A 13,215-nucleotide genomic window follows, 5' to 3' on the forward strand; every position below is an offset into this window, starting at 1 on the left:
CCGGGCGTACGTGCGACTCCGTCCGGGGTCCGCCACCTGCGGCGGTTAGCCGTCGGCCAGAGCGCCGGGTATCGTCCTGGGAACGCTCCCATCACAGTGCGTGCGCATTTTGTCACGCCCAGTTCCTGGAGGCCCCGTGTCTGCCCCCGTGTCACCTGGTCGCCGTCTGGCGCTTCGCGCGCTGACCGTCGCGGCAGCAGCTGCTGCGCTGCTCGCCACCGCCCTGCCGGGATCCGCCTTCGCTCACGGCTCGGTGACCGATCCGGCGTCGCGCGCGTACAGCTGCCTGAAACGGTGGGAGAACAACCACCAGGCCCCGGACATGGCCGCCCAGGACCCCATGTGCGCCCAGGCCTGGACAGCCGACCCGAGCGCGATGTGGAACTGGAACGGGCTGTACCGCGAGGGCGTCAAGGGCAACCACCAGGCCGCCATCCCGGATGGGCAGCTCTGCAGCGCCGGGCGCACCCAGAGCGGCCGCTACGCCGCGCTCGACGCGGTGGGCCCGTGGAAGGCCGCCCCGACGAACCGGAACTTCTCCGTGAACCTGTACGACCAGGCCAAGCACGGCGCGGACTACATCCGCGTCTACATCACCAAGCAGGGCTTCGACGCCACCAAGCAGCCCCTCGGCTGGAACGACCTGGAACTGGTGAGCCAGACCGGCAACACCCCCGCCACCAAGTGGAAGCAGGCTGCTGACGGCGGCGTTTCCATCTCGGTCGACGCCAACGCCGGCAAGCGCACCGGACAGCACATCGTGTACACGATCTGGCAGGCGAGCCACATGGACCAGTCGTACTACTTCTGCAGCGACGTGACCTTCCCCGCCAAGTAAGGCGAGCCGGCACGGTACCGGTCCGAGGGCGTCAGCGCCCCCGCCGTGGCGCAGACTTACGCGGGCTCGAGCCGCCGCGACGCGCATCTGTCCGCCGGGACCGTTCGGTGGGCGCCGCTGGCGGCTGAGCCCGCCCACGTGTCGTGTTAGCGGTCCGGCCACGGACGATCCCGATCATCTCCTCGACCAGGTCGGTGTACCGGTCGCGCGCCCATACCAGCCCGACGGATGATGTCGGGGCGTCGGTGACCACCCGGTACGTGAGGTCGCGGCGGTGGTACAGGCGGGCAAGGGACTGCGGAACCACGAGCACACCGACGCCCGCGGCGACCCATTCGACGGCCGCGGCCGTCGTGGCGGGGCGGTCCGCGGCCACGGTCACGGGCGCATCCGACCCGCCCGTCCAGTCGAGCACGTCGTCGAGGGGCCGCAGCAGCGTCTCGTCGGCGAGCTCCGCGACGGTCACCTCGTCGGCTGCGGCGAGCATGTGATCTTTCGGAACCACGACGACCGTCGCCTCGGTGTACAGCGGGATGGCGTGGAAGGTGTCCTGGTCGACCGGCAGCCGGGCAAGGCCGGCGTCGACCTGATCGGCCAAGAGCGTGGCGGCCTGGGCGGCCTCGGCGGGTACCACTTCCAGGTCCACCTCCGGCAACCGCTCGGACCACATGCGGCTCCACTTGGCCACGGTGATGCCGGGGACGATCAGCAGGCTGAACGTCGTGGGACGGGGATCCTCGGGGAAGGGCACCCGGTCAGGGTACCGAGAGCCCGTACCCGTGAGGTGATGGCGGGCACCCCGGTCCGGGCGATGTGCCCGGCTGGTTGCCAGGTCGATATCCTGATCAAGTGAGCAAACCGAAGAAGCCCCAGCTGATGAAGCCCGCCACGGCGGCGCAGAAGCTTGGCGTGTACCTGCCGGCCACGCCACGGGAGTTCCAGGAGGGCTCGGTGTCCCGCGAGGAGTTCGACGAGCTCCAGCGCAACCCCCCGCAGTGGCTCGTCGACCTGCGCCGGAACGGTCCCCACCCGCGGGATGTCGTCGCCGCGCGGCTGCGCGTGTCGAACAGCGGGCTAGCCCGCGCGGGGATGACCGAGCCGCTCACGACCGAGCAGATCGCGGCCCTCATCGCCGACCCGCCGGAGTGGCTCGAGCGCGAGCGCGAGTCTTACGCCGAGGTGCGGCGCGAGGAGCGGCGGTTGAAGGAACGTCGGGAAGAGACCGCCTAGACCACCAACGTGCTGCAGGCTCTTCTCACACGGGCGCACCGCCCGCCAATGTGGGCCGCTACCAGCGGAGACGTTTGCCGGATCCACTCGCACGGGTATCGGACAGCCATGGCAGAGCCGCATGTCACCCTCGAACAACCTGAGCTCGACCCAGCACCGGAAAAGCTGCGCGAGCCGCTGGAGGAGCAACTCAGCTCGGCCCTGCAACGGGCCACCGACGTCGTCTCCGACGACTACCACGGTGAGTCGGTCGACGAGGTCGCCGACCGGCTGCTGGCCGAGACTCGGGCAGCCTTGCATCCGGACATCGCCGAGGCCTTCCAGCCCGACCCGGCGGAGCTGCGGCGGGTAGCCGCGGTGATCGTAGGCCGCCACTGACCATGAGGTCCAGCGCAGCCGGCCAGCTAACGTGACCGGACCGCCGTCTCGATGCGATCGTCGACCGCTGCGCGCCAGCTGTGGACTTCATGGCACCGACGGTCGTCATGCGCTGGGGACTTTGTGGCGTTGGGGCGCGGTGGTAAAAATGCGTGATGATCGTCAATGCCGATTCGGACAAACAGCCCGCCGATCCATTCTCTGACCTCGACGCCTACGTCGGCCGGCCACGGGTCGGGGGGTTGTGGCTGTCGCCGGACGGCCGCCGGCTCGTTGTCGGCGTGGCGACGCTCGATCGCAAGAAGACCCGCTACACCACGGCGCTCTGGGAGGTCGACCCGGACGGGGCGCGGCCGGCCCGGCGGCTGACCCGCAGCAGCCAGGGCGAGGCGGCAGCCGCCTTCACGCCGGCGGGCGATCTGCTGTTCGTCTCGTCCCGGCCGGAGCCCGACGGCGACGCCGACGAGGAGCCGCGAAGCTCGCTATGGCTGCAGCCGGCCACCGGCGGCGATGCCCGGGTGGTGGCGTCCCCGCCGGGAGGCGTGCGCGGCGTCGTCGTGAGCGCGGCCGGGACGGTCGTGCTCGGCTCGGGGATGATGCCGTCGGCCGCCGACGCGGCCGGCGACAAGGAGATCCGCGCGAAGCGGAAGGAGGCCGGGGTCTCGGCGATCCTGCACGAGGAGTACCCGGTCCGGCGCTGGGATCACGACCTCGGCCCGGACCGGACCCGCCTGCTGGTCGCCGACCTTACCGAGGACGTCACCACCGCGGACGCCCGGCTGGAGCTGCGGGATGTGACCGGCCCCGTCGGCCGGGCATTCGACGACGAGTGCAGCTGGGACATCACCCCCGACGGCCGCACGGTGGTCACCGTATGGGCGGTGGCCGAGCCCGGTGGTTCGCAGCGGTACACGCTGGTGGCGATCGACGTGGCGACCGGCGAACGCCGGACGCTGGCTGACGAGGTCGACCACGAGTACAACTCGCCGCGGGTGTCGCCCGACGGCACGCGCGTCGCGGTCGTCGTCGAACGACGGTCCACCGCAGACGATCCCGGCGACCATTGGCTGGGGATCGTCCCGCTCACCGGCGGCCCGGTCCAGGCTCTGACGCACACCTGGGACCGCTGGCCGCACTCCGCCCAGTGGATGCCGGACGGGACGGCGCTGATCGTGGCCGCCGACGACCACGGCCGTTCGCCGCTGTGGCGCGTGGACGCCGCGACCGGCCGGCCCACCCGGTTGACCGACGACGACGGCGCCTACACCGACATCCGGGTGTCGCCGGACGGGCGTTGGGTCTACGCGCTGCGTGCGGCCATCGACAGTCCGCCCGCCCCGGTCCGGATCGCCCTGGACGGCGCGTCGGCGCATGCGCCCCTGCCCGGCCCGGTCGAAGCGCTCGGCGTGAGCGTGCGGGTGCCGGGGCGACTGGAGGAGGTCACCACGACCGCCGAGGACGGCACCCCGCTGCGCGCCTGGATCGCCCTGCCTCAAAACGCCGGCGCGGATTCGCCCGTACCGCTGCTGCTGTGGATCCACGGTGGTCCGCTGCACTCGTGGAACGCCTGGTCGTGGCGCTGGAACCCGTGGATCGCGGTCGCCCACGGTTACGCGGTCCTGTTGCCCGACCCGGCGCTGTCCACCGGCTACGGCATCGACTTCATCCGGCGCGGCTGGGGCGCGTGGGGCGGCGCGCCGTACACCGACCTGATGGCGCTCACCGATGCCGCGCAGGAACGCCCCGACGTCGACGCGGCCCGTACCGGGGCCATGGGTGGCTCCTTCGGCGGCTACATGGCCAACTGGGTCGCCGGGCACACCGACCGGTTCGCCGCGATCGTCACCCACGCGTCGCTCTGGGCACTCGACCAGATGAGCGCGACCACTGACGGCTCGTACTACTGGGTCCGCGAGATGACCCGGGAGATGACGGACACGCACTCACCGCACCGCTTCGCGGAGGCCATCGCCACTCCGATGCTCGTCATCCACGGCGACAAGGACTACCGGGTACCGATCGGCGAGGCCCTGCGCCTGTGGTGGGATCTGCTGTCGCGGTCGAAGGCGGAGGACGGGTCGAGCCCGCACAAGTTCCTGTACTTCCCGGACGAGAACCACTGGGTCCTCAAACCCGGCCACGCCAAGCTCTGGTACGCCACGGTCCTCGCCTTCCTCGCCCACCACGTACTCGGCGAGGACTGGCAACGGCCGAGTCTCCTCGGGTGACCCGGGCCTTCGTTGCCGGCGTCCTCACGTGGGCGTGACCGCGGGCCGTGGCGCCGGCAACCGCGCAGGAAGCGGCGAAGCAGGGCCCGAGAGTGGTACGCGAGGCTGTTGACATAGAAGCGAGGCCCCAAACAGAGCGGCAATAGCCGCTCGGGGCCTCACGTACAACGATGGACGTCGGCGGGGCCCGCATCCTGACTCATTCGAAATCGACGTGCAGGGTCTTAGAACGTCACGGCGATCCCGACCAGCGGGCGTCGCCGCAAATGCAAGATCTTGGCGAACCAGTTGCCCACCCGGGACAGGAGGTACTTCCGGGCGATGAGCCCACGTACGGTTTCCGTATCCGACTCATCGAGCAGCCGGGCCGTACCCTGAGCGCTCGGAGCACCCGGTGCGATGTTGCCGCGCACACCGCAGACCGTGACCACGACGTGGGTGTTGTTGCGGATCCGCTTGACCTTCCACGACTCGGCGTCGGTCACGACGAACAGTTCACCGCCGTTCACCACCTGCCAGACCGGTGTGGCGACCCCAGTGCCGTCTTTGCGATACGTAGTGAGGCTGATGTACCTGCTGCGGCCGATCTCGTCGACGAGGGTCATCGGCCAAGCCTATCGACCCGTGTGGCCCGGACAGGCCGCGCGACCAGCGGCAGATCCGGATGCGTGAACATGCTCCGGGGCGGCTGTGGAACGATCTCCTGGTGGTCGCGGAGCCGGTTGCCGATCGGTACGCCGTCGGGCGAACAGTTTCGGGTCTGATCGGTAGGGAGTTTGGATCGCTGAAGGGTCGACCTCATGAGTACGAACATCTTGTCGATCATTCCGACTGACCCGTTCTGGGTCCCGGGAGCAGAGGCGGCCGAGGTGGCGCGGGCGATCCTCGCTCGGGTGTATCCAGGTGCCCGTGAGGTGGCGCTGGATTGGCATGAGGATCCGGTCTTCGTTGACCAGGGAGAGAACTTCGAGAACGTTCGGTGTCCTGGTTGCCACAGCGACCTACTGATCGACTGGTGGCAAGACCAGATGGACGAGGCGTACGCCACGAATTTCCAGGTTCTGACGGTGCACCTGACCTGTTGTGGCCGGGACTCCACCCTGAACGATCTGGTCTACAGCTGGCCGGCCGGGTTCGCGAAATTTGTGCTGTTCGCAGAGAGCCCTGAACGCGCGGGGACCGGCGACAGGTTCGTTATCGATGCGAGTCCGCTGGACAGCGGCGAGTTGGCGGTGATCGCCAACGCACTCGATCATCCAGTTAGGCAAGTCCTGGCTCGCTACTGACGCGGGCGGTGCATACGCCTGGTCGCCGTCTGCACCGAGTTCGGTCCGTATTGTCGGCTCAGATGGTACGGACGCGCATGTCATCAAGGCCCTTGGCATCCGCACATCGGCAGTTCAGGATGCCGCTCGACTCAGAGGCCAGCTACCGAGCGTGATTGCCTCAATCGGTTAGCATGCACGGTCGGCGGCAGATCCGGACGTTCGATGAAGATCCCACGATCACGGAGTGACGCGTTCCCTGCCGGGGGGTCGTCACCGGGTGTCTGACTCGCCGTGCCAGCATCGCCTCGTGCGCAACGAGCAACGTTTACGAACAAGGACGCCCGAGTCACGAGCCTTCGCGGAGCGCGTACAGCTCGTCATGAGCCTGACTTCGCGCCTTAACGTGCTGCCGTTTGACGACCTCGACGCGCGCAGGACGGTGCTCACCGAGATCTTCGGTGAACCAATCCCTGACTCTTTGACCATCCTGCCCCCGTTCTATTGCGACTACGGGCTTGGAGCATCGTTCGGAGAGCGCGTGTTCATCAATCAGGGATGCTTCTTCCTGGACTACGGGGGCATCACCATCGGTGACCGCGTCCTGATCGGTCCCCGGGTGACTCTGAGCACGGCCGGACACCCAGTCGAGATCGACGAGCGGTACGACTTCATCACGCACGCGCCCATCGTCATCGAGGATGATGTGTGGATCGGCGCTGCAGCCACGGTCACCCCTGGAGTGACAATCGGTCGGGGCTCGGTCATCGGCGCGGGCGCCGTTGTCGCGAAGGACGTGCCGCCGCTGAGTGTGGTGACGGCAACAAGCGTTGTCGAGCGAAAGCGTCTGAAGCCGGCGTCTACTGCAACCTCCTGAGGCCTGCGGCTCACCCGCGCACATCGGCAGGACGGCGCACCGCGCCGGGCGCGGTCAATGCGCGATCAGCGGCAGTTGAGTGCATCCGTTAACGGCGCGCGTGAAGCTAATCGCCTCAGGGTATGTGATACAGCCCCGGCGCACCTGCGCGCGATGCGCGTAGCGTGGCCGTGTTTACTCCGCGGTGTTCTATGCGCATGCTATGCAGCACCGGGCGAACGGCCGCGCGGCAAGCCGTTCCTCGGCGATCGGCTGCCCGCATCGTTCGCAGATGCCGTAGGTGGCCGTGTCCACCCGGCGCAGCGCGTCGTCAACCTCAGCGATCCGCTCCCGCGCGGTGGCCAACAGCGCGGCTAGCTGGGCGCGTTCGAAGCCGATGGTGGCACCCTCTGGGTCATGTTCGTCGTCGGCATTCGAATCCCGCGATGCCGTGAACAGCGCATCCAGACTCTCGGCCAGTGTCGCCGCCTCGGCCTCCGCACTCGCTCGCAGCCGGAGCAGCTCCTCCCGAACCATCTCGGCAGCTTAACCAACCTCCGGCGACCCGCGGGCATTGTCGGGTTTCTCGGTTGCGTCGGGCCAACAGCTGGAGCCTGCGCGGCGCACGGTGAGGCCTTCGTCGTCTCGGCTGGGTCGACGTCGCCGGGTGCGTAGAACCTCCGGGACGGCGACGACCCACACGGCATGGCGGCTGACGCGCACGGCCGGCGGCAGATCAGCGCGCGTGGGCGACCATAGGATGCGCACCATGTCAGACCGTTTCTTTCGCCGGCCCTGGCCCGAGTCACGAGGCGATGAGTTCGACAGCTGGGGGCACTCCGTCTGGTACTTCGAGGTTGGTGACGACGGGTGGCCGGTCCGGCAGGTGGAGGCGTACGACGCTGGTCCTGTGCTCCGCTACGGGCCCGGATTGACCGAGAGGAGTTCGAGCGCGCCTGGCACTCGGCCAACCAGTAGCGCAGCCGCCGTCGGTGGGAGGCCTCCGCACTACGCGGCAGATCCGGTCATTCGGTCCAGGTCTGCTCGTCGTGCTGTGCTGCCTGCCGGGCACACTGAAGACCATAGGAGACACGGCGTGCGTGAAGCCGCTGAGGTCGTGGAGCTACGTCGACGGCGGTGGGCCTGAGTGATAGACAACTGGTGGAACGGCGCCACTGATGAGCTCGCGGTCTACTCGCGCAGCGCCCTGGTGGAGCTGGCGGCGGTGCTACCGGCAACGGGCAGGTTCGTCGTTGCCCGGCTTGACGGAACGAGGATGACGGATGCGGACCACGCCTTTTACGAGTTCTCCGACGCGCTGCTCTTTCCCGGCTACTTCGGCTGGAACTGGGACGCGTTGTCCGACTGTCTCCGTGATCTGAACTGGTTGCCCGCAGACGGGTATCTGATCGTTGTCGAGAACGCGCCCCGGTTGCTGTCGAGCAGTGCCGAGGATCGGCACACGCTGTTCCGGGTCCTGTCTCGGGCCGTTTATGACTGGGTGAGCCGGCTCGGTCAGCCGGACGGCAAGGGTGTCCCCTTCAAGGTGCTGCTGTTGTGCGACCGCGATGAGGAGGCGGCGCTGTTGCAACAGGAGATCGCCCGCGCAATCCATAACGGGTGGTGAAATCGTAGATCCTCGCGACCGTCGCCTGCCATCCGCTCGTCGGCAGTTCAGGATGCCGCTCGACTCAGAGGCCAGCTACCGAGCGTGATTGCCTCAATCGGTTAGCATGCACGGTCGGCGGCAGATCCGGGCAGTTGCGAGCCTCAGCCGATGCGCTGGGCCAGCGAGACGATGATGCCTTCCGGCCCCCGGACGTAGGCCATCCGCCAAGCACCCTCGTACTCGCCGATGCCACCGACCAGTCCGTAGCCCTCGCTCGCTGCCCAATCGACAGCGGCCTGCAAGTCGTTGACCTCGAAGGACACGTTGCGCAATCCCAGCTCGTTGGCCATCGCGGCCGGCGAGCCCGGCACGGACTCGGGCCGCACGAAGCTTGCGAGCTCAAGGCGGGCGCCATCGTCGGGCGACTTCAGCATGACGATCTCGGTGCGGGAGTCGGGAATGCCACAGACGGTCTCCAAGAACTCGCCCTCGACGAACGCCCTGCCCTCGACCTCCAGGCCGAGCGCCACGAAGAAGGCGGTCACGACATCGAGATCTGCAACCGTGATGCCGACGTGGTCGAAGCGTCGTACATGTGACATGGACCGTGCTCCCGTCGTATCGATCATGTATCTGCCACGGTAGGCGTTCTCAGTACTCAGGCAACCGAGGAGGCCGGTCGTCACCGTGTGAACGTCCGCAACTCGGCACGACCGGACGTCCCTCGGGACGCCGACCGTCACGATCCGTAACGCTCGGATCGCGGCAGATCCGCGCCCGCGGAGGACGCCTACCGTCACATCACTCACACGGCTGGGCGGTCCCGAGGTGCGTCGTGGCGTCCGACTGGAGTACGGAGGACCGGGCGAAACGTGTTACTCGGCCGGCCTGCGATTTTTGCGGCGAATGACCAGCCGCAAGCCCGACCAGATCTCGTCGATCGCACACACCTTGTTGTCGACCAGCCCGCTCGGCAGCGCGACTTCACGGACCACGTCATCGGTGATGTCCGTGGGAACCTTCGATGCTCGTTTCGGCCAGGCGACCCAGAAGCCGCCGTCCTGGGCCATGCCGCGTCTGACCTCGTCCAGGCGGGCCTGCAACTCATAACGTTCGGTCACGAACAGCACGATCACGTCGGTCGGCGCGTCGGCGGCCAGTCCGTGCCGGATGACGACCTCGGCGGGGAGGCCATCGAGAGTGGCCTTGAAGCTAGCCGGCGCGTCGAGCAGTGCGACTCGGTGACCCGGTTTGATGCCGAGCTTGCGGTACAGCGGCGTGCCCGAGTAACCAGCCATGTCAGCCCCGTTGTCCCAACGTTTCGAATACGAACGGATGGTAGCCGTGCGACTGAGGCTGAGGCGGTACGCCAAGCTACCGACCGGGCCGTCACGCTCCGTGTGAGCGAATCGCGGCAAATGCGCGCATCCATTCCTTACCGGCTATGGAGTCCAGCGGGCGCGCAGGACTCCATCGGAATCGGGAAGTACGGCCGTCATTAGGGGGCGGCGTTGCTCGGCGTACACCGATAAAGCTGCTGCGGCAGCGGCATCCGCTAGTCGCGCGCGTACTGCAGGCTGGTCGGACTCCTCGATAAGACGGCTGGTGATCCGGCCGGCATGGTCTTGCCAGACCACCTCGACAAGTCCTTCGTCGGGCAGCGAGTCCAGCACACCCGGGACATCGGCGCTCAGGTCGGGCCAGACCAGCAGTCGCGCACGAGGTGTCAACCTGTCACCGACCGTGTCAACGGTGCTCGGGGTCAGCCGGTGCCATCGCGAGTCGTTGTGCACGTAGCCCTCCTCGAGCAGCGCGGTGCCGAGTTCGTCAACCAACCCCGCCAGGTCGGCCCAGAATGCCGCGTCGGCGGAGCGGACGTCGATGTGGTCGTCGTCGTCCAACCCGAAGACGTACGGCGAGCCGGAGATCGGCTCCGCGAACAGACCATGCTTGTGGGCGAAGGCGATCGCCCTGGGGCATCCAGCGCTGCTGCCGACATAGACGTACTGGTCCCAGCCGACGTGAACGAAGAAGTCGTCCCCCGCTTCCAGCCGGCACCATACGCCGTCGCCACGCAGCATCAACCGCACCAGCTCCACGGCATGATCTAGCTGGAGAGGAGCGCCGTCGTGGTAGCCGTCCAGGCCGACGCCGAACAGCTCGACGAGCCCACCGAGGCGTTCGTGGATGTCCGATCCGATGCCCGTGACGATGGGAACCGAGGGCTCCCGGATCTGTAGGACGTCCACGCCGGTGTCCTCGGCGAAGGCAGCCACCGTGTCCAGATAGGCGGCCTCGACCGGACCGTAGTCGCTGTCGGTGTCTTCGCGGCCGATGTAATGGCCTCGCTCACTTCGATCAGCCGGGTTGTACTTCGTCACGCGCCAGACGCGAAGCGTCGGAGCCTGGCTCCCCATGGCCACCTCACGATCATGGCAGACTCTATGACGCGGACCGACAGCTCGATGCGCGTGGTTTCCGGGCTCACCGACTGGTTCGAGCGCACTACTTTCGGCAGATCCGGTCGCCGTAGCGACCGGGCGGCGGCAGAGGCCATCGCCAACTCCCTGGAAGAACCCCCGGCAGCGTGGGCGTTGTTCTCGCATTCTCGATGGAGTCGCTCTGTCAGGATCGGCGCATGGCGAACGTCTGGTCCGGTGTCACGATCGACTGCCTTGACCCCGAGCGGGTAGCCCGATTCTGGAGCGCTCTGCTCGGTCGCGAGTCCGGCCCGTCGCAGGAGGGCTGGGTCTACCTCGGCGAGCGAGGTGACCCTCAGCCACGGCTGGTGTTCCAGCCAGTGCCTGAGCCCCAAACAGGCAAGGTGCGGATTCACCTCGACATCTCCGTCGGCGACATCGACGCGGCCATGACGGCAGTCATCAATCTCGGTGGCCGGTTCACCGGTGAGCGGCACGACTACGACGAGGGTGTGGTCGTCGTCATGGCCGACCCGGAGGACCACGAGTTCTGCCTGGTCGAGTACTAAGGCTAACGGCGGCGTGCGCCCTTCCTTCGTTCCTTACAGTCCACCAGCGGGAGACCTTGGTCGCCTGTCAGCCTTGGCCGTCACTGCTCGCATCGCGGGCCGTTGGCCTGCGCCTGGTAATCGCCGATCACATGGAACACGGCGTAATCTCCGACCGGAGGTTGCAGCCTTCGTCGATAAGTCGCCGCCGTCTGCTCCGGCGGAACACACTCACATCGGCTACGACCGCGCTGGTCGCGGTAGAAGAGTACGCGCCACCGTAGGTGGCCGGATGGTGACTGGACAGCGATCCGTGCCGCGACCACGATGTTTCGCATCCGAGTTCAGTGACGCTCATCGTTGGAGAGTGGTTATCGTGCCGTACATCGAGTTACCGCCCAACCTGCCCGGCATCGCCGGCCCGATCGCGCAGTATCCCGAGACCGGCGGTCCGCTCAACGCGTTGGCCGAGGCGCTGCTTCGCGGACCGTCGTCGCTGACCCCGGGCGAGCGCGAGACCATCGCGGCCTACGTATCCAGTCGCAACGCGTGCAGGTTCTGCGCCGAGACCCATAGTGCAGTTGCCCGCCATCTGCTCGGTGACGATGCCGAGATCGTCGACCAGGTACGCGCGGGCGGCGACCGCGCGCCGGTCGACCCAAAGCTGAAGGCACTCCTGGCGATCGCTGACAAGGTGCGCGACGACGGACGCAACGTCACGGCCGACGACGTCGCGCGCGCCCGCGCTGCGGGCGCCGACGACAAAGCGGTTCACGACACGGTGCTCATCGCCGCGGCCTTCTGCATGTTCAATCGGTACGTCGACGGCCTGGCGACGTGGGCACCGGTCGAGCCAGAGGCGTACGTAGACCACGGCAAAACCCTGGCCGAAACCGGCTACCTGCGCAGTAGCCGCTGACGCCACCGCAGTCAGGGCCACCGTTCGAGGCGTGCGGCCTCAGCCGCCTCGGCGTTGCCCTGTGCTAGCAAGCGCAGCGCCTCGACGGTTGTGCTCTCCTCATCCGCAGCGCGTAGAGGAGAGTTGGCACTTCGTCCGACTACGCCCTAGCCGTGTATGTCTCGCTCGGCCTGAGGGATCGGTTCAGCTACGACCGGTCGGGCTGTCGCACTGGCGGCCTGGATGACGGCGGACGGCCACCACCAGGCCTCGTTACTGACGTACAGGCAGGGTGCCGTTGCGGTCAGATCGTCACGGACGCGCTGCAGTTCAACGCCAGGCATGAGCACCGACACCGTCGAGCCGTCTGCCACCGGCAGCAGGTAGCCGTACCGGCCATCTCGGTCGGTCTGCGGGTCACGAACCGGGTCGCCGGCCAACGCGCGCAATGCTCCAGCACCGCGGCGACGAAGACCGTCATGTTTGCTGAGACGACTGCCTCCGTGGTGCCGTCGACCGGAAGCGTGCCGGGATTGATCACATCGCAAAGGTACGGCCATTCACCGACACCTTCCGGGATGGAGACCTGCGCGGTAGCTGCGTCTCAGTCCTACGGGTGACTCCCGCTGCCAGGGCTGGTGTGCTCCGGTTGATCCCTATCCGAGTTCCGCCATCCTGCCGTTACTCCGATGCGGCGAGGGCTTGGCCGGTCGGCGCCGTCACTGCGAGCTGTTCAGGTTGGTGTCGGGTAGGTCGGCCAGCACCGGCCGGTAGCCGAAGCCGAGCAGGGTCACGATGCCGAAGATCAGGTCGGAGTACGACCCGGCGTCGCTGATGAGCATCTCCGGCCGGGGCCCGTCGTGCGGGTCGTAGACCAGGTCAACGAAGTGCAGCGCCAGAACCCCGATCTTACGCAATTCCAAAGCTAGGCGGCGAATCCGTAGC

At 67.5% G+C, this 13,215-nt stretch carries 15 protein-coding genes and 1 pseudogene; 9 read left to right on the forward strand and 7 right to left on the reverse strand.

Annotation, left to right across the window (positions count from 1 at the left end; genetic code table 11):
• Nucleotides 1-136 precede the first annotated feature (136 nt).
• Nucleotides 137-838 carry a lytic polysaccharide monooxygenase auxiliary activity family 9 protein gene (locus tag HC028_RS16585; protein ID WP_476742327.1) on the forward strand — a complete coding sequence of 234 codons (702 nt, stop codon included), beginning with the start codon at nt 137-139 and terminating at the stop codon, nt 836-838.
• A 31-nt stretch (nt 839-869) separates the two neighbouring features.
• Here HC028_RS16585 and HC028_RS16590 read toward each other — a convergent pair whose 3' ends face one another.
• Nucleotides 870-1,589 carry a LysR family transcriptional regulator substrate-binding protein gene (locus tag HC028_RS16590; RefSeq protein WP_239075703.1) on the reverse strand — a complete coding sequence of 240 codons (720 nt, stop codon included), beginning with the start codon at nt 1,587-1,589 and terminating at the stop codon, nt 870-872.
• Between the two features lie 98 nt (nt 1,590-1,687).
• On the opposite strand from HC028_RS16590, the gene HC028_RS16595 reads away from it, so the two are divergent.
• The 3 genes from HC028_RS16595 to HC028_RS16605 all read left to right on the forward strand — a co-directional run bounded on the left by HC028_RS16595 (nt 1,688) and on the right by HC028_RS16605 (nt 4,674).
• The gene (locus tag HC028_RS16595) at nt 1,688-2,068 is read left to right on the forward strand and encodes a DUF5997 family protein (protein WP_239075704.1); all 381 of its coding nucleotides are present in this window, start codon (nt 1,688-1,690) and stop codon (nt 2,066-2,068) included.
• A gap of 108 nt (nt 2,069-2,176) precedes the next feature.
• Nucleotides 2,177-2,446, forward strand: coding sequence for a hypothetical protein (locus HC028_RS16600; protein ID WP_168078242.1), 270 nt, complete (start codon nt 2,177-2,179; stop codon nt 2,444-2,446).
• A gap of 155 nt (nt 2,447-2,601) precedes the next feature.
• The gene (locus HC028_RS16605) at nt 2,602-4,674 is read left to right on the forward strand and encodes a S9 family peptidase (RefSeq protein ID WP_168078243.1); all 2,073 of its coding nucleotides are present in this window, start codon (nt 2,602-2,604) and stop codon (nt 4,672-4,674) included.
• A 224-nt stretch (nt 4,675-4,898) separates the two neighbouring features.
• Here HC028_RS16605 and HC028_RS16610 read toward each other — a convergent pair whose 3' ends face one another.
• A complete protein-coding gene (locus HC028_RS16610) occupies nt 4,899-5,279 on the reverse strand; it encodes a PPOX class F420-dependent oxidoreductase (RefSeq protein WP_168078244.1) in 381 nt (126 codons plus the stop codon).
• Nucleotides 5,280-5,474: 195 nt separating this feature from the next.
• Between HC028_RS16610 and HC028_RS16615 the strand changes: the two genes are divergently transcribed.
• Both HC028_RS16615 and HC028_RS16620 read left to right on the forward strand, forming a co-directional pair.
• Nucleotides 5,475-5,960, forward strand: a complete 486-nt coding sequence (locus HC028_RS16615) for an RING finger protein (RefSeq protein ID WP_168078245.1) — start codon at nt 5,475-5,477, stop codon at nt 5,958-5,960.
• 289 nt (nt 5,961-6,249) lie between these two features.
• Nucleotides 6,250-6,816, forward strand: coding sequence for a sugar O-acetyltransferase (locus HC028_RS16620; protein WP_168078246.1), 567 nt, complete (start codon nt 6,250-6,252; stop codon nt 6,814-6,816).
• Nucleotides 6,817-7,005: 189 nt separating this feature from the next.
• Here HC028_RS16620 and HC028_RS16625 read toward each other — a convergent pair whose 3' ends face one another.
• On the reverse strand, nt 7,006-7,332 hold the full coding sequence (locus HC028_RS16625; RefSeq protein ID WP_168078247.1) for a TraR/DksA family transcriptional regulator: 327 nt from the start codon (nt 7,330-7,332) through the stop codon (nt 7,006-7,008).
• Between the two features lie 688 nt (nt 7,333-8,020).
• Here HC028_RS16625 and HC028_RS16630 point away from each other — a divergent pair.
• On the forward strand, nt 8,021-8,422 hold the full coding sequence (locus HC028_RS16630) for a barstar family protein (RefSeq protein ID WP_275408296.1): 402 nt from the start codon (nt 8,021-8,023) through the stop codon (nt 8,420-8,422).
• Between the two features lie 143 nt (nt 8,423-8,565).
• Here HC028_RS16630 and HC028_RS16635 read toward each other — a convergent pair whose 3' ends face one another.
• From HC028_RS16635 to HC028_RS16645, 3 genes are all read right to left on the reverse strand, one after another.
• Nucleotides 8,566-9,006 carry a VOC family protein gene (locus HC028_RS16635; RefSeq protein ID WP_168078249.1) on the reverse strand — a complete coding sequence of 147 codons (441 nt, stop codon included), beginning with the start codon at nt 9,004-9,006 and terminating at the stop codon, nt 8,566-8,568.
• A 273-nt stretch (nt 9,007-9,279) separates the two neighbouring features.
• The gene (locus HC028_RS16640) at nt 9,280-9,777 is read right to left on the reverse strand and encodes a DUF3052 domain-containing protein (RefSeq protein ID WP_239075593.1); all 498 of its coding nucleotides are present in this window, start codon (nt 9,775-9,777) and stop codon (nt 9,280-9,282) included.
• Between the two features lie 69 nt (nt 9,778-9,846).
• Nucleotides 9,847-10,785 (reverse strand): hypothetical protein, encoded by a 939-nt coding sequence (locus HC028_RS16645; RefSeq protein WP_203981441.1) that lies wholly within the window; start codon nt 10,783-10,785, stop codon nt 9,847-9,849.
• Between the two features lie 257 nt (nt 10,786-11,042).
• Between HC028_RS16645 and HC028_RS16650 the strand changes: the two genes are divergently transcribed.
• Together HC028_RS16650 and HC028_RS16655 are read left to right on the forward strand one after the other, a co-directional pair.
• Complete coding sequence (locus HC028_RS16650) at nt 11,043-11,393, forward strand: VOC family protein (protein WP_168078251.1); 351 nt, start codon at nt 11,043-11,045, stop codon at nt 11,391-11,393.
• A gap of 346 nt (nt 11,394-11,739) precedes the next feature.
• The gene (locus tag HC028_RS16655; protein ID WP_373313976.1) at nt 11,740-12,291 is read left to right on the forward strand and encodes a carboxymuconolactone decarboxylase family protein; all 552 of its coding nucleotides are present in this window, start codon (nt 11,740-11,742) and stop codon (nt 12,289-12,291) included.
• Between the two features lie 713 nt (nt 12,292-13,004).
• Here HC028_RS16655 and HC028_RS16660 read toward each other — a convergent pair.
• Nucleotides 13,005-13,193, reverse strand: a pseudogene (locus HC028_RS16660) (Tn3 family transposase); the annotation flags it as partial.
• Nucleotides 13,194-13,215: the final 22 nt, after the last annotated feature.

The sequence above is a fragment of the Planosporangium flavigriseum genome (assembly GCF_011947225.1).
Taxonomy (GTDB): Bacteria; Actinomycetota; Actinomycetes; order Mycobacteriales; family Micromonosporaceae; genus Planosporangium; species Planosporangium flavigriseum.

Coding starts and splice junctions, on each gene's coding strand:
- HC028_RS16605 (WP_168078243.1), top strand. CDS start 2,602: ATGATCGTCAATGCCGATTCGGACAAACAGCCCGCCGATCCATTCTCT.
- HC028_RS16635 (WP_168078249.1), bottom strand. CDS start 9,006: ATGTCACATGTACGACGCTTCGACCACGTCGGCATCACGGTTGCAGAT.
- HC028_RS16610 (WP_168078244.1), bottom strand. CDS start 5,279: ATGACCCTCGTCGACGAGATCGGCCGCAGCAGGTACATCAGCCTCACT.
- HC028_RS16625 (WP_168078247.1), bottom strand. CDS start 7,332: ATGGTTCGGGAGGAGCTGCTCCGGCTGCGAGCGAGTGCGGAGGCCGAG.
- HC028_RS16615 (WP_168078245.1), top strand. CDS start 5,475: ATGAGTACGAACATCTTGTCGATCATTCCGACTGACCCGTTCTGGGTC.
- HC028_RS16600 (WP_168078242.1), top strand. CDS start 2,177: ATGGCAGAGCCGCATGTCACCCTCGAACAACCTGAGCTCGACCCAGCA.
- HC028_RS16650 (WP_168078251.1), top strand. CDS start 11,043: ATGGCGAACGTCTGGTCCGGTGTCACGATCGACTGCCTTGACCCCGAG.